The organism is Herbiconiux sp. FW305-C-125 (genome assembly GCF_058783455.1).
The window spans coordinates 1,131,377-1,154,405 of sequence record NZ_JBYSYO010000001.1 but is presented as its reverse complement, the minus strand read 5'-3'; the positions used below and the strand labels follow the sequence as shown (position 1 = coordinate 1,154,405).

Here is a 23,029-nt window from a genome sequence, read left to right as displayed (position 1 = left end):
GTCAGCGGCGGCGCGGCTGCAGGCGCACGTTGGGCAGCACGGGAGCAGGCAGGGGTGCGCCCTCGTAGTGATGGTCGCTCGCGCCGAAGCGGGGCGCGGTGGCCGCTGCCGGCGCAGCATCCGTCTCGCCGACCGCTGCTCCGGCGCCCGACTCGCGCTGCCACTCGGCGCGGTACTCGACGATCTCCTCGTGGCTGCGGCCCACGAAGTTCCACCACATCAGGATCTGCTCGTCGAGGGGGCGGCCGCCGATCAGGAGGAGGCGGGTCGGAGCATCCGCTGCCCGCAGCGTGAGGGTCTCGCGGCCGAGGCCGGTGTAGACGAGCTCGGTGCGCGCCGCCGCGACGCCGTCGACCGTCACCGCACCGGTGTCGACCAGCACGCCGTACTCGTGGTCGCGGCGCACCGGCAGTTCGGCGCTCCCGCCGGCGGGGAGGCGGATCTCGGCGGCGATGAGCTCGGTGAACGTGGTCGCACCGACGGACACCCCCGCGAACTCGCCCACGAACACGCTGAGCTCGGCGTCGTCGATGCGGGTGGGCACGGCGGTGTGGCTCTCGAAGAACGGGTCGATCTGGCGGCTCGCCTCGGGCAGGGCCACCCAGAGCTGGACGCCGTGCAGGATGCTCGTGGCCGAGGTGGACACCTCGGAATGCGAGATGCCGTGTCCGGCCGTCATCAGGTTGAGCACACCGGGGCGCACGAAGGCGTGACTGCCCACGCTGTCGCGGTGCTCGATCTCGCCCTCGAACAGCCAGCTCACGGTCTGGAGGCCCGTGTGCGGATGCGGGGGGACGACCATCCCGCCGGACACCGTCACATCGGTCGGGCCGTAGTGATCGACGAAGCACCAGGCGCCGATCATGGTGCGCTGCTTGCTGGGCAGGGTGCGGTGCACGGTCATGGCCCGGGGACCGCCGAGCGGCACCTCGCGGGCCTCGATGATCTCGGGTGCGCCCGGGGTTCCGAAAGCCTCGGCGTCGCATTCCACCCAGGTCTCGGCCGGGTGCTTCTCGAGGTTGCTCATGGCGGCGTGCTCATCTCCAATAAACTTCAGCAGCGGCGAGAACTGCTCGCCCACCGACTCACCCTGGGGGACCCATGATCGCATCCACCGTCGCCGAGAACACGTTCTCGTACAGCTATCAGTTCGACCCATTGTCGTCGGTCTTCAGCCTCATCGTGTGGGCGTTGATCGTGATCGGCATGTGGTCCACGTTCCTCAAGGCCGGCCGGCGCGGCTGGGCGGCCATCGTCCCGTTCTACAACATCTACACGCTGTGCAAGGTGGCCGGGAAGCCGGGGTGGTGGTGGATCTTGTACATCGTGCCGATCGTCAACATCGTGATCAGCATCATCGTGGCGGTGAACGTGGCGCGGAACTTCGGCAAGGGTGGCGCGTACGGCTTCTTCCTGCTGTGGTGGCTGCAGTTCATCGGCTACCCCGTGCTCGGCTTCGGCAGCGCCGTCTACCAGGGCCCCCGCCCCGACGGCCAGCTTCCGAACGGCCAGCGCCCCGTCACCATCTGACGCGCGACACACCGCGCGCGCCACTTCTCGAGGGCCTGCCCCGTCTCCGCGGGTCAGGCGCTCTTGCGTTTCGCTTTGCCGTACCTCTGACGCGCCGCTTCTCCGGTCGTACCGAGGAAGATGCCGATCGACGACCAGGGCATGCCGGTGGCGCGAGCGGCAGCCACGGCGCTCATGAGGTCGCGTTCGGCCTGGTAGCGATTTCTCGCTGCCGCCCGTAGCTGTGCGGCTGCGGCTTGATCGATATCCACTCCGCGGTCCGTCGGTTCGAAGCTCTCAGCCCGATCGGCGTCTTCCTCATCCATGCGTGCCAGCAGCTCGTCCAGTGATCGGGGCACGGTGATCACCGAATGAACTTCAGGCGGGCACGCATGGCGTGGATGATCCGGGGCGACCCGGATCGGATGCTCACCGCGATCTCCAGCGGCAGGCCTGTTCGACTCGGGCCGATGATCATCGTCACTCCCTCTCCCATGTCGAAAGCTCTCATCTGGTGGTCGAGCGCGTGATACATGTCAGCCTCCTCGATCTCATGACGGTGGGCACTTCCGGCTACGCGCGGGCGCATGTCAAGTATTGCAAGTTAACTTGTAATGAGCAATGGTCATGTACGAGTGTCGCCTGCGTCCGGGTGGCTGCGGGGGCGCATCCGGAAACTGTGGACGGCGGGGCGGCGGGCGGGTTACGTGGTGGAGGGGAGCAACGAAGTCACGCCCACGGCGAACAGGGGCTGTCCGGCCCCGGTTCGCTGGCTAGTCTCTTCGTATCGGCCGTCATCCTGCCCTGGCGGCCAAGGAGACAGACATGTTTGAGAGATTCACCGACCGAGCCCGTCGCGTCGTCGTTTTGGCCCAAGAAGAGGCCAAGATGCTCAACCACAACTACATCGGCACCGAGCACATCCTGCTCGGTCTCATCCACGAGGGTGAGGGCGTGGCCGCGAAGGCCCTCGAGTCGCTGAACATCTCGCTCGACGCCGTGCGCGAGCAGGTGCAAGACATCATCGGCCAGGGCCAGCAGCAGCCCACCGGCCACATCCCGTTCACCCCGCGCGCCAAGAAGGTGCTCGAGCTGAGCCTCCGCGAGGCCCTGCAGCTCGGCCACAACTACATCGGCACCGAGCACATCCTGCTCGGCCTCATCCGCGAGGGCGAGGGCGTCGCCGCCCAGGTGCTGGTGAAGCTGGGCGCCGATCTCAACCGCGTGCGGCAGCAGGTCATCCAGCTCCTCTCTGGCTACCAGGGCAAGGAGCAGGTGGCTGTGGGCGGCAACGACCAGGCTCCCGACAAGGGGTCGCAGATCCTCGACCAGTTCGGCCGCAACCTCACGCAGGCCGCGCGCGACAACAAGCTCGACCCGGTGATCGGGCGCGAGAAGGAGATCGAGCGGGTCATGCAGATCCTCTCGCGTCGCTCGAAGAACAACCCCGTGCTCATCGGTGAGCCCGGCGTCGGCAAGACGGCCGTCGTCGAGGGTCTCGCCCAGGCGATCGTGCGCGGTGACGTGCCCGAGACGCTGAAGGACAAGCAGCTCTACACGCTCGACCTCGGTTCGCTCATCGCCGGTTCCCGCTACCGCGGCGACTTCGAGGAGCGCCTGAAGAAGGTCACCAAGGAGATCCGCACCCGCGGCGACATCATCACCTTCATCGACGAGATCCACACCCTCGTCGGCGCCGGCGCGGCCGAGGGCGCGATCGATGCCGCGAGCATCCTGAAGCCGCTCCTCGCCCGTGGCGAGCTGCAGACCATCGGTGCCACGACCCTCGACGAGTACCGCAAGCACTTCGAGAAGGATGCCGCGCTCGAGCGCCGGTTCCAGCCCATCCAGGTCGCCGAGCCGTCGCTGCCGCACGCCATCAACATCCTCAAGGGCCTGCGCGACAAGTACGAGGCGTTCCACAAGGTGTCGATCACGGATGGCGCGATCGTCGCCGCCGCGAACCTCGCCGACCGCTACGTGCAAGACCGCTTCCTGCCCGACAAGGCGATCGACCTGATCGACGAGGCCGGCGCACGCCTGCGGCTGAGCATCCTGTCGGCCCCGCCGGAGCTCCGCGAGTTCGACGAGCGCATCGCCGCCGTGCGCGGGCAGAAGGAAGCCGCGATCGAAGACCAGGACTTCGAGAAGGCCGCGTCTCTCCGCGACGAGGAGAAGAACCTCCTCGGCGAGCGACTGCGCCTCGAGAAGCAGTGGAAGTCGGGCGACGTGCAGACCTCCGGCATCGTCGACGAGGGGCTCATCGCCGAGGTGCTGGCCCAGGCCACGGGCATCCCGGTGTTCAAGCTCACCGAGGAGGAGTCGGCTCGCCTGGTGTTCATGGAGAAGGCCCTGCACCAGCGGGTCATCGGCCAGAACGAGGCGATCGCGGCGCTCTCGCGCACGATCCGCCGCACCCGCGCGGGCCTGAAAGACCCGAAGCGCCCCTCCGGCTCGTTCATCTTCGCCGGCCCCACGGGTGTCGGTAAGACCGAGCTCGCCAAGGCGCTCGCCGAGTTCCTGTTCGACGACGAGAACGCTCTGATCTCGCTCGACATGTCGGAGTACGGCGAGAAGCACACCGTCTCGCGGCTGTTCGGTGCCCCTCCCGGGTTCGTCGGTTTCGAAGAGGGCGGCCAGCTCACCGAGAAGGTGCGCCGCAAGCCGTTCTCGGTCGTGCTCTTCGACGAGATCGAGAAGGCGCACCCCGACATCTTCAACTCGCTCCTCCAGGTGCTGGAGGAGGGCCGGTTGACGGATGGTCAGGGTCGCGTCGTCGACTTCAAGAACACCGTGATCATCATGACCACGAACCTCGGCACGAAGGACATCACGGGTTCGCCGATCGGGTTCCAGGTCTCGGGCAACGAGTCGACCTCGTACGACCGCATGAAGGCGAAGGTCTCGGAGGAGCTGAAGAAGAACTTCAAGCCGGAGTTCCTCAACCGCGTCGACGACACCATCGTGTTCCCGCAGCTGAACAAGCAGGAGCTGCTGCAGATCGTCGATCTGTTCATCAAGCGCCTCCGCGACCGCCTGCTCGACCGCGACATGACGATCGAGCTCACGCTCGCCGCCAAGGAGCGCCTGATCGAGGTCGGGTTCGACCCGTCGCTCGGTGCGCGCCCGCTGCGTCGCGCGATGCAGCACGAGGTCGAGGACCAGCTGTCGGAGCGCATCCTGCAGGGTGAACTGAACGCGGGCGACCACGTGCACGTCGATTTCGTCGACGGCAAGTTCACCTTCGAGCAGTCCTCGCGCGAGCCGGTCGCCATCGGCGCCGGCGTCGGCGACCAGCAGCAGGCCTCGGCCGCTGCGGCCGCCGCCGCGCTGGGCGACCTCGACTAGGCACCCCCTCTCGAAGGGCCGGGCACCACGGTGCCCGGCCCTTCGTCGTCCCCCTCGCGACCCGTCGTTTTTGGCCCTTCCCGGCAGCTTTCAGGGCCGAAATCGACGGGTCGCGAGGAGGACTACGCTGGTTCGATGAGCAATCCGAAGGCGCCCGTCACCGTGCGGCGGGCGCGCACCAGTGACGTCCCCCGCATCCAGGAGCTGGTGGAGCCCCTGGTGCAGCGACGTATCCTGCTGGGCAAGGATGCGGTGGTGTTCTACGAGGCCGTGCAGGAGTTCCGGGTGGCGGAGGATGCCGACGGCCGGCTGATCGGCTGCGGTGCGCTGCACGTGTTCTGGGAAGACCTCGGAGAGGTGCGCACCCTCGCGGTGCACGACGACTGGCTCGGCCGTGGTGTCGGCCGGGCCCTGCTCGAGCAGATCGAACGCGATGCCGCCGATCTCGGCCTCTCCCGGCTGTTCTGCCTGACCTTCGAGGTGCCGTTCTTCGAGCGCAACGGGTACACCGCCTCGCCGCTTTCCCTCGTCGACCCCGAGGTGTACGCCGAACTCGTGCGCTCGCCCGACGAAGGTGTCGCCGAATTCCTCGATCTGGCGCGCGTCAAGCCCAACACCCTCGGCAACACGCGCATGCTGAAGCACCTGCGATGAGCGCGCCTGACGAGTCGACAGAACCACCGGTGCGGATGCCCGCCGAGCGGCCCAGCTTCAACGAGCGGTTGCGCGCGCGATACTTCGGTCGCCGGCGGCCCGGGGAGACCGCCGATGAGGCCTCGGTTGCCGAGTCATCGTTGCCGAAGTCGAATCAGATGGGCTTCTTCGGTCGGGTGCAGCGCCCGGGCGGGTTCGACACGCCGCCCGAGGAGCCGATCGAGTTCGAGGGGGAGTTGCCCTGGGAACTCGGCGGCGAAAGCTCGGAGCAGCGGGACTAAGTAGGCACCAGGCGCTGGGAGTTGCGGCGTTGCGGCAGGTTCAGCGCTGAGGTTGCGGCGCCTTCAGGTCTGGCGTGCGGCGCGTTCAGGACTCGCGGTGCGACGCACAATCGATGCACAGGGCTGCGGCCGGTCGCGCCTCCAGGCGCGCCGGGGCGATCGGGCGGCCGCAGGCCAGGCACGCGCCGTAGCTGCCGTCCGCGACGCGGGCGAGTGCCGCATCCGTCTCGGTCAGCAGGGCCTCGGCCGCGAGCAGCAGACCCCGGATGCGCGACCACTCGCTCGACAAGGTCGGGCCCTCGGGGTCGTGCTCGTCGTCGTCTGAGGAGGACTCGCGGGCATGGCGCACAGCTGCCATGGTCGTTTGCAGGTCGGTGATCTCGGCGAGGATCGCCCCGCGCAGCCGCGTCAGCGCGACCGGTGGTTGCTCGGCGGACGTCGTCAGCCCGCGGGCGCGGGGCCGTCGGTGGGCTCCGCGTCGCCGATGAACTCTTTGAACTCGTCTTCGACCTGCTTGTCGAAGGAGTCCTGCTCCTCGCCTTCGTCGACCTCCGGGTGCTGGTCGTTGTGTTCGAACGAACCGGGCTCGAGCGGATCAATGAAATCGGTCATGCTGCGAGCCTATTCCTGAAACATGGCGAACACATCCGCGGGATATCATCCACAGGTGTCTCCCGTCTCGCCCTACCAGGTCTGCGTCGCCTTCCTCACGCGCGTGCGCCAGGACGGCCGCACCGAGGTGCTGCTCGGGCGCAAGAAGACCGGTCTCGGCTCGGGCAACATCGTGGGGCTCGGCGGCAAGATCGAGCCGGGCGAGACCGCGCTCGAGGCGGCCGTGCGGGAGATCGAGGAGGAGTCGGGGCTGGTGGTCGACCCGGGTGACCTGCGGGACGCCGGTCTGGTGAAGTTCGCTTTCCCGTTCCGGGAGAACTGGAGCCAGGACTCGACGGTGTTCGTCGGGTCGCGCTGGACGGGTGAACCCGCGGAGTCGGACGAGGTGGCGCCGGATTGGTTCCTGCTCGACGAGTTGCCCCTGGACGGGATGTGGGACGACGCGAAGTACTGGCTGCCCACGGTGCTCGCGGGGGGCCGCGTGCTGGGCGACTTCACCTTCGCCGAGGACTGCCGCACGGTGGCTGCCCACACCCTGCACGACCCCGCCGTCGCGATCGTCCCCGGCTCGGCCGCCGCGCTCCGCGACTGAGCTTCGCGCCGGTCAGCCCACGGTGCGCGCGGGCTCGAGGCGCACGACCACCGCCTTCGACACCGGGGTGTTGCTGCCCTCCGCTGTGCTCGCGAGGGGGATGAGCACGTTCGCCTCCGGAAAATAGGCGGCCGCGCAGCCGCGCGCAGTGGGGTACGCCACGATCCGCATCCCCCGGAGCTCGCGATCGGGCTGCCCCGGCCACTCGCTGAACACGTCGACGTGCTGACCGTCGTCGAGGCCGAGTTCGTCGAGGTCGTCGGGATTGACGAACACCACGTCTCGACCCTTTTTGATTCCTCGATAGCGATCGTTGCGGCTGTAGATCGTGGTGTTGAACTGGTCGTGCGACCGCAGGGTCTGCAGCAGCAGCCGGCCCGGCGGGCATTCGACCCGCTCGAGCTGGTTCACCGTGAGGATGGCCTTGCCCACCGCGGTGGGGAAGGTGCGCGAGTCGCGGGGCCCGTTGGGGAGCACGAACCCGTCGGGCCGGCGCACCTTCTCGTTGTAGCCTGCGCAGCCGGGCACCACGGCGGCGATGTGGTCGCGGATAACGTCGTAGTCGCTCTCGAAGCCCTCCCAGTCGATGCCCGACGTCTCGCCGAGCGTCGCCCGGGCGAGCCGGGACACGATCGCGACCTCGGACAGCAGGTTCGGTGCCACCGGTTCGACCCGGCCGCGCGAGGCGTGTACGGCACAGACCGAGTCTTCGACGGTCACGAACTGCACCCCCGACGCTTGGCGGTCGATCTCGGTGCGACCCAGTGTCGGCAGGATCAGCGCCGCCTTTCCGGTCACCGCGTGGGAGCGATTGAGCTTCGTGGAGATCTGCACCGTCAAGTCGGTGCCGCGCATGGCTGATTCCGCCGCTGCGGTGTCGGAGATGGCTCCCACGAAGTTGCCGCCGAGCGAGACCCAGACCTTGATATCGCCGCGTTGCATGGCCTGGATGCCCTGCACCGCATCGACCCCGTGCTCGCGGGGTGGCTCGAACGGGAACTCCCGGGCCAGCGCGTCGAGGAAGCTGTCGGGCATACGCTCCCAGATGCCCATGGTGCGGTCGCCCTGCACGTTGCTGTGACCACGGATCGGTGAGGCTCCCGCACCGGGCTTGCCGATGTTGCCGCGCAGGAGCAGCAGATTCACGATCTCCTTGATTCCCGCCACAGCCTTCTTGTGCTGGGTCACGCCCATCGCCCAGGTGATGATCACTCGCTCGGCGTGGATGTAGCGGTCGGCGAGCTCATCGATCTCGGCGCTAGTCAGACCGGTGGCCGCCAGCACCTCCGTCTCGTCGAGCTGTGCCAGGTGGGCTGCGAGCTCGTCGAGCCCGACGCAGTGCTCGGCGAGGAACGCCTGGTCGAGCACTGTGCCCGGCCGTGCGGCCTCGGCCTCGAGCACACGCTTCGAGACGGCCTGGAGCAGCGCCATGTCGCCGCCCAGCCGGATCTGCAGGAACTGGTCGGCCAGTGTCGTGCCCTTGCCGATCATGCCGCGCACCGTCTGCGGATTCTTGTAGCGCTGGAGCCCGGCCTCGGGCAGGGGGTTGACCGAGACGATGGTGGCCCCGGCGCGCTTGGCGTCTTCGAGCGCCGTGAGCATGCGCGGATGATTCGTTCCCGGGTTCTGACCCATCACGATGATGAGGTCGGCCCGCTCGAAGTCGTCGTAGCTCACGGTGGACTTGCCGATGCCGATGACCTCGGAGAGGGCGGTGCCGGTGGACTCGTGGCACATGTTCGAGCAGTCGGGCAGGTTGTTGGTGCCGAAGGCGCGCACGAACAACTGGTAGGCGAACGCCGCCTCGTTCGACGCGCGCCCGCTGGTGTAGAACGCGGCCTGATGCGGAGAATCGAGACCCCGGAGCGCTGCGCCGGCGAGGGCGAACGCCTCGTCCCAGCTCACCGGGCGGTAGTGGTCGTCGCCGGCGGGCTTGTAGACCGGTTCGATCAGCCGCCCCTGCTGGCCGAGCCAGTACTCCGACTTCGTGGCGAGCTCGTCGACCGGGTGCTCGGCCCAGAACGAACTCGGCACCGTGATGGGTGTCGCCTCCCAGATGACCGCCTTCGCGCCGTTCTCGCAGAACTCCAGCGTCTTGCGCGACTCAGGGTCGGGCCAGGCGCAGCTCATGCAGTCGAAGCCCTCCTTCTGGTTCATCGAGGTGAACAGGGCGAGCGTGCGTCGTGGCCCCAGCTGGGCGAGCGCCGGACCCATCGAGTGCACGACACCGGGGATGCCCGCCGCGGCGTGGCCCGGCAGCGTCACCCTGATGAGAGCGTCGGTGGCGTCGTCGATCGGCTGCTTCGGATTCACGCGCTCACCTCCGCGTCGACGGTGGCGACCGCGTCGGTCTTCGCGATGCGGTGCGCTCCGCTGTAGACCACCATCGAGTCTCCGCGCAGGAATCCGACGAGGGTCATCCCGAGCTCGACGGCCAGCTCGGCCGCGAGCGACGAGGGGGCCGAGACCGCGGCGAGCGCCGAGATGCCGGCCATCGAGGCCTTCTGGGTGAGTTCGAAGCTCGCCCGACCGGAGACCATCAGCACGACGCCCCGCAGCGGCAGGCGGTCTTCTTTCACGGCCCAGCCGATGACCTTGTCGACGGCGTTGTGCCGCCCGACGTCTTCGCGCAGCACCAGCAGCTCCCCGGTGCGGCCGTCGAACAGTGCGGCCGCGTGCAGCCCGCCGGTCTTCTCGAACACATCCTGGTGCGCCCGCAGTCGGTCGGGCAGGGTGCTGAGGAGCCCTGGGTCGATGATCACCGCATCCGATGCCACCTCGTGGTGGGACAGCGTGCGCACGGCGTCGATGCTGGCCTTCCCGCAGAGCCCGCAGGAGCTCGTGGTGAAGAAGTTGCGTTCGAGGCTCGGATCGGGCGCCGGCACCCCGGGTGCCAGCGTCACGTCGAGCACGTTGTAGGTGTTCAGACCCTCATCGGTGGCTCCCGCACAGTAGCGCGCCGCCGCGAACTCGGCACCGTGACGGATGACGCCCTCGGAGACGAGGAAGCCTGCCGCGAGATCGACATCGTGGCCCGGCGTGCGCATCGTGATGGCGAGCGACCGACCACCCACCCGGATCTCGAGTGGCTCCTCGACGGCGAGCAGGTCTTCGCGGATGACCCGTGAGTGGCCGACGGTGATGCGGGTGACGCGGCGTCGGGCGGTGATTCGTCCCATGGCTTCAGGGTAGGCATCCCGGCGGACGGCGGGCAATCAGCGACGCCAGATTGTGGAGAGCTCTGCAGCGGGAAGGGGATGTGGTGGAGTGGATGCGCCGGGGCGGTTCTGCGGCACACGGCCTAGTCTGGAACGGTGTTGTTCGATGCACTGGTGCTGGCCGGAGGGCGCTCGTCGCGCCTCGGGGGGACGCCGAAGGCGGGTCTTGAGGTGGCCGGGCGAAGCCTTCTGGCGACCACGGTCGCGAGCGTGGTCGCGCGCGGTGCGCGACGCGTGGTCGTCGTGGGCGAGGAGCGCGCGATCGCCGAGTTGCTCGGAAAGGTCGAAGGGCTGGGGGAGGCCGAACTATTCGGCGAGGCCGACGGGTTCGGCGAAGTCGGTGCACCCGGAGAAGTGGACCGCCTCCAGGGGAGGTCTGGCGAGCCCCCACCCGTCGAGGTGCTCGTCGCCCGCGAGGTGCCGGAGTTCGGCGGCCCCGCCGCGGGCATCGCAGCCGGATTCGCGGCTCTGGAGGCGGCATCCGAACACCACGACTCCGACTTCGTGCTCGTGCTGGCGTGCGATGTCCCGGTCGTCGACGCGGTGGTGGCGGCGCTCGTGAGCGCGGGCGGGGACACCGTCGGGGCCGAGACGGCCGTCGCAGTCCCGAACGAGCTGATGACGGCGGGCGACGAGGTGAGTGCTGCGGTGGCGGGGGCGGACGGGATGGTGGCCGGGAGCGCGGATGGGCACCCGCAGCACCTGCTGGGGCTCTACCGCACGCCGGCGCTCCGGGCGAGTGTGGCGCGGCACCGGGAGGCCGGTGACCTCGACGGACTGGCCGTGCGCACGCTCGTCGCGGGCCTGGATCTCGCGGTGGTGCCGGTACCGGCCGGCGTCACCGACGACGTCGACACGTGGGCGGATGCGGAACGACTCGGGATCGCGCGGCCCTCAGGACCGGAATCGGGAGCGACGCCCGCCGGCGGAGCGCGACCGGGCGGTTCAGGGGGTGCGGATGCGACAGGCGCACCGGGCGTGGAGACCGCGACCGGGGCGCGGGAAGCGGGCGGGGCCACGTCGGGTCAGGGTACCCGGCCCGACGTGCGGCGGCCCAGCGATGACGCCGAGCAGGCGGCGGAGCTCCGCGCCTGGGTCGACAGGTTGGCGGAAGAACTCGGGCACCCGGGGCTCGAGGTCGACCTCGACGACCTTCTGGGGCTGGCCGGAGTGGCGGCGCACGCGGTGCGGCGTCCGGCGGCACCCCTCACGACCTTTGTGGTCGGGTACGCTGCCGGGCGCGCGGTGGCGGACGGCGGCGACGCGCGTTCGGCTGCCGAGCATGCATCCGCCGTCGCGCGCGCACTGGCTGCCCGGTGGCGCGGTGCCGACGGCGACGGCGGGGACGGCCCGACGGCAGCGGTCGACCGAAAGCGCGGCGCAGGCGGTGACAGCGGGTCTGCGGGGTGGTCCGGAGCGGGGGACGACGCCGGAACGGACACGGTCGACCGGCGCCGCGGCGCGGGCGACGCGTGAGCGACGGGCGCGTGCTGTGGCACGACGCGCGCCGCATCGCGTTCGACGCGGGGGCCACGCCTGGCGCTGAGCACGTTCCGTTGGCTGCGGCCGCCGGGCGAGTGCTGGCCCAGGATCTCCGGGCGCTCTGTGCGCTGCCGCACTACGCCTCGTCGGCGATGGACGGGTGGGCAGTCGCCGGGCCCGGGCCATGGCGCCTGAGGGCAGCGGGCTCCGAAGCGCCGGGCGCAGCCCGGCCGGCGCCCGCGCCCTCGGGTTCGCCGAGCACACCGTCCGCGCATTCGCCGGCCGACGTCACGCCCCTCCGATCGGGCGAGGCCGTGCCGATCGTGACCGGCGGCGTCATCCCCGCCGGTGCCCGCGCGGTGCTGCGCGCCGAGCACGGTCGCGAGGACGAGGGCCTGCTCCTCGCGACCGGTCCCGACGCGAACGAACCCCGTGACGGCCAGCACGTGCGGCCGCCCGGCGGTGAAGCCGATGCGGGGGAGCTGCTCTTCCGCGCGGGCACCGTGCTCAGCGCCCCGCACATCGCGGTGGCGGCCGGCTGCGGGCAAGACGCCCTCGAGGTGGTGCGGCGCGCCCGCGTCGAACTCCTGCTGACCGGAAGCGAGGTCGTGACGAGCGGAATCCCCGCCGCCGGTCAGGTGCGCGACAGTTTCGGGCCGACGCTGCCGGCCGTCCTCGCCGCTCTCGGCGCCGAAGTGGTCGCCAGTCACCGTGTGGGGGATGATCGCGCCGCGCTCACGGCACACCTCGCGGCCGAGCCCGAACCCGCCCCACCACCCGCCGGCCCGCACGCACCAGCCGCGCCCCGCGCATCCGCCGAACTCGTCGTCACCACCGGCGGCACCGGCTCCTCGGGCGCCGACCACGTGCGGCCGGCCCTCCGCGCAGCGGGCGCCGAACTGCTGGTCGACGGGATCGCCGTGCGGCCGGGCGGCCCCGCACTGCTCGCCCGGATGCCCGACGGCCGGCTGGTGGTGGCGCTGCCCGGTAACCCGCTCGCGGCCTTCCTGGCGCTGCTCACCCTCGCGCAACCGCTGCTCGCCGCGATGCAGGGCCGGCCGATGCCCGCGTTGCGCGACATCCGCACCGCCGTCGACCTGCCGGCCGCACCGGCGCCCGCGACGCTCCGGCCGTACCGCACGCACAACGGGGCGGCCGAACCGACCGCCTGGCACGGCGCCGGCATGCTGCGCGGACTCGCCGAGGCCGACGGCGTACTCGTCGTACCCGGCCGAGGTGCTCCTGCCGGCACCGTGCTCGAGGTGCTGCCCCTGCCCTGGTGAGCGGATGCCCGGGCCACCGCCGCCCGGGCCGCGCCGCCCGGTCTACCGCCGCCCGGGCTGGCGTCGGGCGGGCCGGCGGGGCGATACTGGGTGCGCGACGCGCGCGCATCCGCACCCCACCCCATCGACGACGATCGGCAGAGGACATGATCGGCCCCAGTCCAAGCCCCTGGCTCGCGAGCTCTGACGGGCTCGAACGCCGGGTCGTGCACGAGTCCTGGGAGCGCGCCCGCCGCCGGGCCCTCGACCCCGAACACCTCCTGCCCACGCTCGAGGTGGCGGAGGATGTGCTGGCCGACTTCCGGCTCGCGCATCCGCTCGCGCCGGTGCTGCCGGTCATCCGCAAGCTGCTGGTGCGCGACGCCGAGGGCTCCGGGCTGCTCGTCGCGGTGGGCGATGAGATGGGCCGGTTGCTGTGGGTCGAGGGTGACTCCGCCGCGAAGCGGCGCGCCGAGGACATGCGCTTCGTCGAGGGCGCCGGCTGGTCGGAGCAGCGCGTGGGCACCTCCGCGCCGGGCACCGCGCTGGAGCTCGATCACGGCATCCAGATCCACGACTCGGAGCACTTCAACCGGCTGGTGCACGGCTGGAGTTGCACCGCCGTTCCCGTGCACGACCCGGAGACGCGGCGCATCCTCGGCGTCATCGACATCACCGGCGACGCCCGCGCCGTCGACCCGCACACGCTTCCGCTGATCGAGGCGACGGCCGCGGCGGCCGAAGCCGAACTCATGGTGCTGCGGTTGCGTGCTCTGCGCGACGGCGCGGGTGCCGGCGGCGACGGCTCACGGATGCACGTCACGAGCTTCGCCGACCTGCCCCGCTCGCGGGAGCGGACGGCGGCGGGCAGCCGATCGCGCGCGGCCACCATGCACGTGCTCGGCCGGGACACCGGAGAGCTCGCCTCCGCCCACGGGAGGGTGGAGCTGAGCCTGCGGCACTCCGAGATCCTGACGCTGCTCGCCTGGCACCGGGAGGGGCTCTCGGCGGCGCGACTGACCGAGCTCGTCTACGGCGACACCGGCACGCCGCTCACCCTGCGGGCCGAGATCGTGCGCCTGCGGCGCGCGCTGGAGGCGGGAGCGACCGGCATCGACCTTGAGTCGCGGCCGTACCGGCTGAGTGTTCCGCTCGAGCTCGACGCGCATCAGGTGACCTCGTTGCTCGATCGCGGGGCGCACCGGGTGGCGCTCGCCGCCTCGGTCGGGCCGTTGTTGCCGGGGTCGGAGTCGCCCGGGATCGAGGAGATCCGCACGGCGCTCCGCGCGCGCCTACGCGAGGCGATGCTGGGCGACGCGGCGCTCGACGTGCTGCTCGACTACGCGGCCACCGAAGACGGGATGCACGATGCCGAGGTCTGGACGGCCGCGTTGCGCCTGCTCCCACCGCGCTCGCCGAAGCGGGCGGGCATCGTGCTGCAGCTCGAACGCATCCAGGCCGGCGCAGGCGCCTGACCACTCGTCCGTCCTGACGGCGCCCCGCGGGCGGGCCTCCTACGGCCGCCGCGGAAGCGACCGCTGCGGCAGGCAAGCGCAGACGATCTACATGGTGCGGGCGACGATCGGCGTGCTGGGCGGGACGGTTCGCGCGTTGCATCCTGCATGACCAGTATGGATACCGCCTCGACCGCCGTGATCCGGCCCGCTTCGCCCGCTGCCCCCGCCGCATCCGACGCGTCGGCGCAACCCGGGCCGCCCGGCGAACGCGGAGCATCCTGGGTCGCGGTGTTCTCGCTCAGCCTCGGCGTGTTCGCGCTCGTCATGGCCGAATTCCTGCCGGCGAGCCTCCTCACCCGCATCGCGGGCGACCTCGGGGTGAGCGAGGGTGTGGCCGGGCAATCGGTGAGCGTGACGGCGATCGTCGCCGCCCTGGCGGGCCTCACCGTTCCGGTGCTGCTGCCCCGCCTCGACCGGCGCCGGCTGCTGCTCGGGCTCGGTGTGCTGGCGGTCGCCTCCGACCTGCTCGTCGCGTTCGCGGCGAACTACCCGATGCTGCTCGCCGCGCGGGTGCTCCTGGGTATCGCGCTCGGCGGATTCTGGGCGCTCGCGATCTCGGTCACCGCCCACCTCGTGCCGCCGGCGCGACTCGGGCGGGCGATGATGGTGGTGCAGATCGGCGTCTCGCTCGCCACCGTCGCCGCGATCCCGCTCGGCACCTGGCTCGGCGAACTCAGCGGCTGGCGATCGGTCTTCGTGCTGGCGGCCGGGGTGGGGCTCGCGGGGCTGGTGTTCCAGTGGTTCGTGCTGCCGGGCATCCGGCCGAGCGGGGCGCCCGGGCTGCGCGCGCTGCTCGGGGCGGTGCGTTCGCGCTTCATCCTGGTGGCGCTGATCGCCACCGCGCTGGTGGCCGGCGGGCACTTCGCGGCCTTCACCTACATCCGCCCCGCCGCCACCGAGGTCGGCGGCTTCGATGCCGCGCACCTCGCGCTCCTGCTGCTCGTCTACGGCGTGGCCGCGTTCGCCGGCAACCTGCTCGCCGGCCCGCTGGTCGACAAGCGTCCCCGCTCGGCGGTGCTCGTGTTCCCGCTGCTGCTCGGGGCGGCGCTTCTGGTGTTCGCGCTCTCGGGCGGGTCGACGGTGCTGGTTCTCGCCGCCACCGCCCTCTGGGGCATCGGGTTCGGTGGCGTGCCGACCTCGCTCATGACGTGGATGGCGCGCGCCGAACCCACCCGGCTGGAGAGCGTCGGCGGGCTGCAGGCGGCGGCGTTCCAGGTCGCGATCGCGACCGGTGCTGTGGTGGGCGGCCTGCTGGTCGACGGGGTGAGCGTGCAGGCCGCGCTCCTCGTGGGCGGTGTGGCGGCGGCCGCCGGCGGCGTGCTGCTGGCGTCGCTGCGCCTGCGCTGACGTCAGCGGCCGCGGCGCCAGGCGCTCGGCGACTCGCCCGCGACGCGGCGGAACGCGCGGCTGAACGCCACGTCGGAGCAGTAGCCGAGCGCAGCCGCCGTCTGCCCCACGCTCCAGCCCTGCTGCCCGAGGAGCTGCTTGGCGCGCTGCATCCGCACCCGAGCGAGGTAGCGCAGCGGCGGCTCGCCCACCGCGGCGTGGAACTGCTCCGCGAACACTGAGCGCGACGCGTTCGCCAGCCGGGCGAGGTCGGCGACTGACCACTTCGCCCCCGGGTCGTCGTGCATCGCCTCGACCGCCCGCGCGATGTGCGGGTCGCGCACCGCCAGTTCCCACGCCCGGCCAGAGGGGTTCGCCGCGCATCCGTCTTCGGCCCACTCGCGGATCACCGCGGCCACCACGAGCGCGGCCAGCCCGGCGGCCAGGGAGACCGCGTCGGAGCGGTCGCTCGCCCGTTCGTCGCGCAGGCCCTCGAGCAGCGCGGTCAGAACCGGGCGTCGCCGGCCCTCGGCACAGTCGGCGATGAGGTCGGGCAGCCCGCCGACGATCGCGGCCGCGGGGTCGGCGGCGCGACCGGATGCCACGGCGAACGCGGCATCGACCGGCTGCGGTTCGGCCCGGAGCGGCACGACGAGCAGCTGCGAGTCGGCCACCGCGGTGACCACCTGGTCGCGGGCGGCGGGCACGAGTACCACGTCGCCCGGGCGCAGCAGCATGCAGGCGCCCGAATCGGCGCCGATGGGCTCGGTGACCACACAGACCGATCCGGCCACGAGGTGGTAGAGGGTCGGCTCGGCCGCGCGCCGCTGGCGTTCACCGAGGCCCAGTTCGTGCAACTCGACGCCGAGCACGCGGTAGCGCAGGCGCGCGAGCAGCTCGCCGAGCTGGTCGTCGGATGCCGCGGCGCCCTCGCCGGTCACCGCCACCTCGCTCAGCGCAACAGAACTCACATCTCGTTCAAGCCCGAAACACCCGCTCCGCATTCCCGAGCCTGCCGCCGGCCGCCGGCGCCCGCCCGCCCCGTGCCCGCGCAACGGGATGCAACCTCCCCGCGCGTAGCGTGCTGCGCATCCGACACCGTCGTCAGAAGGAGACCGAACATGACCATCACCGACCGGCCCGAGACCGCCGCACCGGCGGCACCCGCACCCACCGTCTACGCCAATCCGGGCACCGCCGGCTCCGTCGTCACCTTCAAACCGCGCTACGACAACTACATCGGCGGGGAGTACGTGCCGCCGGCGAGCGGGCAGTACTTCCAGAACCCGAGCCCCGTCACCGGCCAGGTCTTCACCGAGGTCGCGCGCGGCACCGCGCCCGACGTCGACCGCGCGGTGGACGCGGGCTGGCGTGCGTTCGAGAGCTGGGGCAAGACGAGCGTCGCCGAGCGCGCCGTCATCCTCAACAAGATCGCCGACCGGATGGAAGCCAATCTCGAACTGCTGGCCGTCGCCGAGACCTGGGAGAACGGCAAGCCGGTGCGCGAGACGCTCGCCGCCGACATCCCGCTCGCCATCGACCACTTCCGGTACTTCGCCGGCTGCATCCGGGCGCAGGAGGGCGGCATCTCCGAGCTCGACAACGACACCGTGGCCTACCACTTCCACGAGCCGCTGGGGGTCGTTGGGCAGATCATCCCCTGGAACTTCCCCATCCTCATGGCCGTCTGGAAGCTCGCACCCGCGCTCGCCGCCGGCAACTGCGTGGTGCTGAAGCCCGCCGAGCAGACGCCGGCGTCGATCCACGTGCTGCTCGATCTCATCGCCGACCTGCTGCCGGCGGGGGTGCTCAACATCGTGAACGGCTTCGGTATCGAGGCCGGCGCTCCGCTGGCGTCGCATCCGCGCATCCGCAAGATCGCGTTCACCGGCGAGACCACGACCGGCCGGCTCATCATGCAGTACGCGAGCGAGAACCTCATCCCCGTCACCCTCGAGCTCGGCGGCAAGAGCCCCAACGTGTTCTTCGCCGACGTCGCCGACGAGAAGGACTCGTTCTACGACAAGGCGCTAGAGGGCTTCACCTTCTTCGCGCTCAACCAGGGCGAGGTGTGCACCTGTCCGTCGCGGGCGCTCGTGCAGCGGTCGATCTACGACGGGTTCGTGGCCGACGGCCTGGACCGCGTCGCCAAGGTCAAGCAGGGCAACCCGCTCGACCTGTCGACCATGATCGGTGCGCAGGCGTCGAACGACCAGCTCGAGAAGATCCTCAGCTACATGGACATCGGCAAGCAGGAGGGCGCGAAGCTGCTCGCGGGCGGCGAGCGGGCCGACCTCGGCGGCGAACTGTCCGGCGGCTACTACGTGCAGCCGACGGTGTTCGAGGGGCGCAACGACATGCGCATCTTCCAGGAGGAGATCTTCGGGCCGGTGCTGGCGCTGACCAGCTTCGACGACTACGACGACGCGATCTCGATCGCGAACGACACCCTCTACGGTCTGGGCGCCGGCGTCTGGTCGCGGAGCGGAACGCAGCTCTACCGTGCGGGCCGCGCCATCCAGGCGGGTCGCGTCTGGTCGAACACCTACCACCAGTACCCGGCGCACGCGGCCTTCGGCGGCTACAAGCAGTCGGGCATCGGCCGGGAGAACCACCGCATGATGCTCGACCACTACCAGCAGACGAAGAACCTCCTCGTCTCCTACGCCGACGGGCCGATGGGCTTCTTCTGATGCCCGACTCTCCGGTGGAGGAGCCCGCCTCGCGGGTCGACGTGACGGGTGCCGCAGCGGACATGCTGCGGCACCTGGCCGCGTCGCACGGGCCGCTGATGTTCCACCAGTCGGGCGGATGCTGCGACGGTTCGTCGCCGATGTGCTACCCGGTCGGGATGTTCCGGGTGGGCGCATCCGACGTCCTCCTCGGCACGTTGGCGGTGGCCGGCATCGACCCGGTCGAGGTGTACATGTCGCGCTCGCAGTTCGAGTACTGGAAGTACACCCACCTCACCATCGACCTCGTCGACGGGCGGGGGAGCGGATTCTCGATCGAGGCGCCCGAAGGCAAGCGCTTCCTCATCCGCTCCCGGCTGCTCGATGACAGCGAACTCGAAGCTTTCGGCCTCGCGACTCACGGGCCGGTCGCGCCGTAGTTCGCGCATCCGCTGGTTACCCTGGGGACATGTCGACGATCAGGCATCCGGTGGGCCCCCAGCCCAAGAAGGTGTACTGGCGCCGCCGGCTGGTGGTGCTGTTCGTGGCGCTCGCCGTCATCGCCGTGGTGGTGCTCATCGTGGTGCGACCCGGGTCGGGCCCGGCGGATGCGTCGAACGGCGTCATCCACACCGGTCCGCCGCCCGGGACGGATGCGGCGGCGAGCGACACACCCGCGACGGATGCGGCGTCGACCCCGGGCGCGGTCGATGCGGCCTCGACGACCCCGCCCGGCGAGGTGGCGGCGTGTGCGGCCGGGAACATCTCGATCACCCCGGTGACCGACGCCGCGAATTACGACGCCGCCACGAAGCCGCAGCTCTCGTTCACCATCACGAACACCGGCTCGGAGGCCTGCAAGATCAACGCGGGCACCTCGCAGCAGGTGTACACGATCACGAGCGGCGACGAGACGTACTGGGTGTCGACCGACTGCCAGACCGATCCGTCCGACACCGAGGCCGTGCTCGAGCCGGGCGTGGCGGTGGCGTCGACGCCGTTCACCTGGGACCGCACGCGCTCCTCGAAGGACACCTGCGCGGCAACCGACCGCCCCCAGGTGCCGGCCGCGGGCGCCTCGTACCACCTGAACGTGCAGGTCGCGGGCATCGACTCGGCCGACTCGAAGCAGTTCATCCTCAACTGACGTCGCCGCACGTCGCGGTCGGTTACTTGTAGAAGAGGGCCGCCCAGACGAGGATGGCGGCGAGCGCCACGAGGGTCACGACCAGCGCGATGATGCCCGCCAGATGGAGGCGCGGGCGCGCCGTGGGGTAGTAGCGGTTGTGGAGGCGTCGCTCTCGGCGACGTCGCTTCGTCGAGGGCACGGATGTGACGGTACGCCCGCCCCGCGCCCGGTGGGTGACGGGGATGTGAACGCGCGCTGGGAGTTCACCTGGTGCGCATCCGTTCACTCGACGCCTGTAGCATGCAGCCGTGAGCGCCACGACGTCACGAGCGGATGCCGAAGGCGCCGCCGCGCGCCCCGGCGACCCGCTCGTGGTCGGCGTCACCGGTGGCCTCGTGCGCGGCGTCGAACGGAGGCGGCGTGGGCTGCGGCACTGGCGCGGCATCCCGTACGCCGCGCCGCCCGTGGGCTCCTTGCGATTCAGGGCGCCCCGCCCCGTGGTGCCGTGGGCGGGCATCCGCGACGCCGCCGCCTTCGGGCCGATCGCGATGCAGTCGCGCAACGGCAACTTCATCGGCGCCTCCCGCACCGCCGCCATGTCGGAGGACTGCCTCAGCATCAACGTGCTGCGCCCCGCGACGGATGCGCGCGACCTCCCGGTGATGGTGTTCATCCACGGCGGTGCCTACAGCGTCGGCTCCTCGGCTGAACACCCGCACAACGGGGAGACGCTCGTGCGCGAGGGCGGGGTGATCTACGTGAGCTTCAACTACCGGCTGGGGGCGCTGGGCTATCTCGATCTCACGCGCTTCGCCACGGCCGAACGCCCGATCGAGTCGAACCTGGGTCTGCGCGATCAGGTGGCGGCGCTGGAATGGGTGCGTGAGAACATCCGCTCCTTCGGGGGCGACCCGGGCAACGTGACGCTGTTCGGCGAGTCCGCGGGTGCCAATGCCGTCACGACGCTCATGGCCACGCCTGCCGCTCACGGATTGTTCGCTCGCGCGATCGCGCAGAGCTCGCCGACCAACGCCGTCTATCTTCCCGAGTTGACCGCCGTGTGGGCGTCGGAGTTCGTCGAACTCCTGACCGAGTCGATCGACACCGACGGGGTCGAATCCACGTCCGACGACATCGCGGGGCAGGTGCTCGCCGACGCCGCCGCGGTCGAGCTGGTCGAGGCGGCCGTCGCCCTCACCCTCAGAACGCCGGATGCGCATCCGGGCACCATCGTGCTCTCGCCGGTGATCGACGGCGACTTCCTGCCGGAACGCCCCCTCGACGCGTTCAAGGAGGGGCGCGCCGCGCCCGTGCCGCTCGTGATCGGCACCAACGACCGCGAGGGCTCGCTGTTCACGGGGCGGCTGGACATCCTCGCCACCACGCCCAAGCGCATCCGCGCCATCTTCGCGCGCACGAAGAAGAGTGCGCGCAAGGCGATTAAGGCCGAGTACCCCGGGCTGCCCGCGAAGCGCCCAGCGGCCGATTTCGGCGGCGACTACGCGTTCTGGTACCCGACCGTGAAGGTGGCCGAGCGACACGCCCGCTTCCAGCCGGTGCACTTCTACCGTTTCGACATCGCGCCCCGGCTCGTGCGCTGGGCGGGCTTCGACGCCACCCACGGCCTCGAGCTCTTCGCCGTCTTCGACCGGATGAACGGCTGGTTCGGTCGCACCATGACCTCGCTCGGCGGGCGACGTGCGTTCCTTGCGGCGGGCCGGCGGATGCGCGGCCACTGGCTCGCCTTCTCCCGCGACGGGGGCATCGACGAGACGGTGTGGCCGCGGTATGACGAGAACGAGCGGCGCACCCTCATCATCGACGTCGCCGACCGCGTCGAGTCCGACCCGCGCGCGTCGCGTCGCCTCGCGTGGCAGGCCTTCGTGCCGCACGTGTGACGCCGCCCGAGCGGCGGGCGCGTCGGCCGCGCTGCGTGGGGCGCCGCCGCAACGACGGAGTTTCGGCAGCATTCGCGGGAACGACGGAGGCACGCTCCGACGTTGGCGTCGGCCTCCGTCCTTCGGGTGCCCCGCCGCCCGTGCGCGGCCGGCGGGGGCCGGGCTACGAGAAGGCGCGGCGCAGCGCGACGGTGAGCTGCCCCACCTCGTCGTCGATGAGGGTGGAGAAGCCGAGGCGTCGGGCCTCGGCTGCGCGGGTGCGACTCGACGAGACCGGGCGCACCTCGCCGGCGAGGCTGATCTCGCCGAAGGCCGCGAGCCGATGCGGCAGCGCCCGGTCGTTGGCCGCGGACGCGAGCGCCAGCGCGATCGCAAGATCGGCCGCCGGTTCGGTGAGCTTCACTCCGCCCACCGTCGACACGTACACGTCTTGGTCACTCAGCTTCATTCGCGCCCGCCGCTCGAGCACTGCCAGGATCATCGCCACCCGCGACGAGTCGACCCCGTTCGTGACGCGTCGAGGGTTGGGCGCCGACGTCGCGACCACGAGCGCCTGCACCTCCACCGGCAGGGCCCGGCGCCCTTCGAGCGCGACCGTGACGCAGGTGCCCGACACCGCATCCGACCCCCGGGAGAGGAACAGCCCGCTCGGGTCGGGCACCTCGGCGATGCCGTCGGCCGTCATCTCGAAGCAGCCCACCTCATCCGTCGGCCCGAAGCGGTTCTTCAGCGCCCGCACGAAGCGCAGCGCGGTCTGCCGGTCGCCCTCGAACTGGCACACCACGTCGACCAGGTGCTCGAGCACGCGGGGGCCCGCGATCGAGCCGTCTTTCGTGACGTGCCCGACGAGCAGCACCGGGAGCGAGCGCTCCTTCGCCACCCGGATGAGCGAGGATGCGACCTCCCGCACCTGCGTGGGCGACCCCGCCGCCGAGTCGAGCGCCGACGACGCCACGGTCTGCACGGAGTCGACGATGACGAGGTGGGGCTGCACCGCGTCGATCTGGCCGAGCACCGTGGCCAGGTCGGTCTCGGCGGCGAGCATGAGCGTGGGGGAGAGGGAGTGCGTGCGCTCGGCGCGCAGCTTCACCTGCGACACAGACTCTTCGGCCGAGACGTAGAGCACCCGCAGGTGCTCTTCGGCGGCCTTCGCCGCCACCTCGAGCAGCAGCGTCGACTTGCCGACGCCGGGTTCGCCGGAGAGCAGGATGGCGGCGCCGGGCACGAGCCCGCCGCCGAGCACGCGGTCGAACTCGCCGATGCCGGTGGCCCAGTGCGCGGCGACATCGGAGGAGATCTCGGTGATCGGCCGCGCGATGCGCGCCGCATCGAGCACGGTGGCCCGCACGGCGCGCGCGATGCCCTCGTTCGACGCGGATGACACCACGGTGCCCCACGCCTGGCACTCACCGCAGCGACCGACCCACTTCGCGGTCTGCCAGCCGCACTCGGTGCAGCGGTAGGCGCTGGGGGTTCGGGTTGCCATGCGACCACCCTAGGGGCGGCCACCGACATCCGCCGGGAGGGGC

The 23,029-nt window shown here is 70.9% G+C and carries 23 protein-coding genes; 13 read left to right on the top strand and 10 right to left on the bottom strand.

Annotation, left to right across the window (positions count from 1 at the left end; all coding sequences use genetic code 11):
* Position 1 precedes the first annotated feature (1 nt).
* Positions 2-1,081, bottom strand: coding sequence for a pirin family protein (locus AC3WLB_RS05960; protein WP_492504155.1), 1,080 nt, complete (start codon positions 1,079-1,081; stop codon positions 2-4).
* Positions 1,082-1,101: 20 nt separating this feature from the next.
* Between AC3WLB_RS05960 and AC3WLB_RS05955 the strand changes: the two genes are divergently transcribed.
* On the top strand, positions 1,102-1,530 hold the full coding sequence (locus AC3WLB_RS05955) for a DUF5684 domain-containing protein (RefSeq protein WP_492504153.1): 429 nt from the start codon (positions 1,102-1,104) through the stop codon (positions 1,528-1,530).
* A 53-nt stretch (positions 1,531-1,583) separates the two neighbouring features.
* On the opposite strand, the gene AC3WLB_RS05950 is transcribed toward AC3WLB_RS05955, so the two are convergent.
* Both AC3WLB_RS05950 and AC3WLB_RS05945 read right to left on the bottom strand, forming a co-directional pair.
* On the bottom strand, positions 1,584-1,877 hold the full coding sequence (locus tag AC3WLB_RS05950; protein WP_492504151.1) for a hypothetical protein: 294 nt from the start codon (positions 1,875-1,877) through the stop codon (positions 1,584-1,586).
* Positions 1,874-2,044: a hypothetical protein gene (locus AC3WLB_RS05945; RefSeq protein WP_492504149.1), complete on the bottom strand. Its 171-nt coding sequence runs from the start codon at positions 2,042-2,044 to the stop codon at positions 1,874-1,876. Before AC3WLB_RS05945 ends, AC3WLB_RS05950 begins: the two co-directional genes overlap by 4 nt.
* A gap of 290 nt (positions 2,045-2,334) precedes the next feature.
* Between AC3WLB_RS05945 and AC3WLB_RS05940 the strand changes: the two genes are divergently transcribed.
* The 3 genes from AC3WLB_RS05940 to AC3WLB_RS05930 all read left to right on the top strand — a co-directional run bounded on the left by AC3WLB_RS05940 (position 2,335) and on the right by AC3WLB_RS05930 (position 5,792).
* The gene (locus AC3WLB_RS05940; protein WP_492504147.1) at positions 2,335-4,857 is read left to right on the top strand and encodes an ATP-dependent Clp protease ATP-binding subunit; all 2,523 of its coding nucleotides are present in this window, start codon (positions 2,335-2,337) and stop codon (positions 4,855-4,857) included.
* A 135-nt stretch (positions 4,858-4,992) separates the two neighbouring features.
* Complete coding sequence (locus tag AC3WLB_RS05935) at positions 4,993-5,511, top strand: amino-acid N-acetyltransferase (protein WP_492504145.1); 519 nt, start codon at positions 4,993-4,995, stop codon at positions 5,509-5,511.
* Positions 5,508-5,792, top strand: coding sequence for a hypothetical protein (locus AC3WLB_RS05930; protein WP_492504143.1), 285 nt, complete (start codon positions 5,508-5,510; stop codon positions 5,790-5,792). The genes AC3WLB_RS05935 and AC3WLB_RS05930 overlap by 4 nt, the downstream gene beginning before the upstream one ends.
* Before the next feature lie 85 nt (positions 5,793-5,877).
* Here the strand turns inward: AC3WLB_RS05930 and AC3WLB_RS05925 are convergent, their stop codons facing one another.
* The gene (locus AC3WLB_RS05925) at positions 5,878-6,150 is read right to left on the bottom strand and encodes a TraR/DksA family transcriptional regulator (protein WP_492504141.1); all 273 of its coding nucleotides are present in this window, start codon (positions 6,148-6,150) and stop codon (positions 5,878-5,880) included.
* Positions 6,151-6,233: 83 nt separating this feature from the next.
* Entirely contained in the window at positions 6,234-6,404 is a 171-nt protein-coding gene (locus AC3WLB_RS05920) for a hypothetical protein (protein ID WP_022894985.1), read from the bottom strand.
* A 55-nt stretch (positions 6,405-6,459) separates the two neighbouring features.
* Between AC3WLB_RS05920 and AC3WLB_RS05915 the strand changes: the two genes are divergently transcribed.
* Positions 6,460-6,996 carry an NUDIX domain-containing protein gene (locus AC3WLB_RS05915; protein ID WP_022894984.1) on the top strand — a complete coding sequence of 179 codons (537 nt, stop codon included), beginning with the start codon at positions 6,460-6,462 and terminating at the stop codon, positions 6,994-6,996.
* Positions 6,997-7,008: 12 nt separating this feature from the next.
* Here AC3WLB_RS05915 and AC3WLB_RS05910 read toward each other — a convergent pair whose 3' ends face one another.
* Positions 7,009-9,309, bottom strand: coding sequence for an FdhF/YdeP family oxidoreductase (locus AC3WLB_RS05910; RefSeq protein WP_492504138.1), 2,301 nt, complete (start codon positions 9,307-9,309; stop codon positions 7,009-7,011).
* A complete protein-coding gene (fdhD, locus tag AC3WLB_RS05905) occupies positions 9,306-10,175 on the bottom strand; it encodes a formate dehydrogenase accessory sulfurtransferase FdhD (RefSeq protein ID WP_492504136.1) in 870 nt (289 codons plus the stop codon). The genes AC3WLB_RS05910 and fdhD overlap by 4 nt, the downstream gene beginning before the upstream one ends.
* A gap of 135 nt (positions 10,176-10,310) precedes the next feature.
* Here fdhD and AC3WLB_RS05900 point away from each other — a divergent pair, with 135 nt between their 5' ends.
* From AC3WLB_RS05900 to AC3WLB_RS05885, 4 genes are all read left to right on the top strand, one after another.
* On the top strand, positions 10,311-11,690 hold the full coding sequence (locus tag AC3WLB_RS05900; protein ID WP_492504134.1) for a DUF6457 domain-containing protein: 1,380 nt from the start codon (positions 10,311-10,313) through the stop codon (positions 11,688-11,690).
* Positions 11,687-12,979, top strand: coding sequence for a molybdopterin molybdotransferase MoeA (locus AC3WLB_RS05895; RefSeq protein ID WP_492504132.1), 1,293 nt, complete (start codon positions 11,687-11,689; stop codon positions 12,977-12,979). Before AC3WLB_RS05900 ends, AC3WLB_RS05895 begins: the two co-directional genes overlap by 4 nt.
* A 146-nt stretch (positions 12,980-13,125) precedes the next feature.
* Positions 13,126-14,433, top strand: coding sequence for a GAF domain-containing protein (locus AC3WLB_RS05890; protein WP_492504130.1), 1,308 nt, complete (start codon positions 13,126-13,128; stop codon positions 14,431-14,433).
* A gap of 147 nt (positions 14,434-14,580) precedes the next feature.
* On the top strand, positions 14,581-15,822 hold the full coding sequence (locus tag AC3WLB_RS05885) for an MFS transporter (RefSeq protein ID WP_492504128.1): 1,242 nt from the start codon (positions 14,581-14,583) through the stop codon (positions 15,820-15,822).
* A gap of 2 nt (positions 15,823-15,824) precedes the next feature.
* Here AC3WLB_RS05885 and AC3WLB_RS05880 read toward each other — a convergent pair whose 3' ends face one another.
* Positions 15,825-16,772, bottom strand: a complete 948-nt coding sequence (locus tag AC3WLB_RS05880) for a helix-turn-helix domain-containing protein (protein ID WP_492504126.1) — start codon at positions 16,770-16,772, stop codon at positions 15,825-15,827.
* A 150-nt stretch (positions 16,773-16,922) separates the two neighbouring features.
* On the opposite strand from AC3WLB_RS05880, the gene exaC reads away from it, so the two are divergent.
* From exaC to AC3WLB_RS05865, 3 genes are read left to right on the top strand one after another with little or no spacing between them, the layout of a single operon-like run.
* On the top strand, positions 16,923-18,494 hold the full coding sequence (gene exaC / locus AC3WLB_RS05875; protein WP_492504124.1) for an acetaldehyde dehydrogenase ExaC: 1,572 nt from the start codon (positions 16,923-16,925) through the stop codon (positions 18,492-18,494).
* Positions 18,494-18,913 carry a DUF779 domain-containing protein gene (locus AC3WLB_RS05870; RefSeq protein ID WP_492504122.1) on the top strand — a complete coding sequence of 140 codons (420 nt, stop codon included), beginning with the start codon at positions 18,494-18,496 and terminating at the stop codon, positions 18,911-18,913. The genes exaC and AC3WLB_RS05870 overlap by 1 nt, the downstream gene beginning before the upstream one ends.
* Positions 18,914-18,942: 29 nt before the next feature.
* A complete protein-coding gene (locus AC3WLB_RS05865; protein ID WP_031281800.1) occupies positions 18,943-19,620 on the top strand; it encodes a hypothetical protein in 678 nt (225 codons plus the stop codon).
* Positions 19,621-19,642: 22 nt separating this feature from the next.
* On the opposite strand, the gene AC3WLB_RS05860 is transcribed toward AC3WLB_RS05865, so the two are convergent.
* The gene (locus AC3WLB_RS05860; protein WP_492504120.1) at positions 19,643-19,801 is read right to left on the bottom strand and encodes a hypothetical protein; all 159 of its coding nucleotides are present in this window, start codon (positions 19,799-19,801) and stop codon (positions 19,643-19,645) included.
* Positions 19,802-19,910: 109 nt separating this feature from the next.
* On the opposite strand from AC3WLB_RS05860, the gene AC3WLB_RS05855 reads away from it, so the two are divergent.
* Positions 19,911-21,500 (top strand): carboxylesterase/lipase family protein, encoded by a 1,590-nt coding sequence (locus tag AC3WLB_RS05855; protein WP_492504118.1) that lies wholly within the window; start codon positions 19,911-19,913, stop codon positions 21,498-21,500.
* A 163-nt stretch (positions 21,501-21,663) separates the two neighbouring features.
* On the opposite strand, the gene radA is transcribed toward AC3WLB_RS05855, so the two are convergent.
* Positions 21,664-22,986, bottom strand: coding sequence for a DNA repair protein RadA (gene radA, locus AC3WLB_RS05850; protein WP_492504116.1), 1,323 nt, complete (start codon positions 22,984-22,986; stop codon positions 21,664-21,666).
* Between the last annotated feature and the right edge of the window lie 43 nt (positions 22,987-23,029).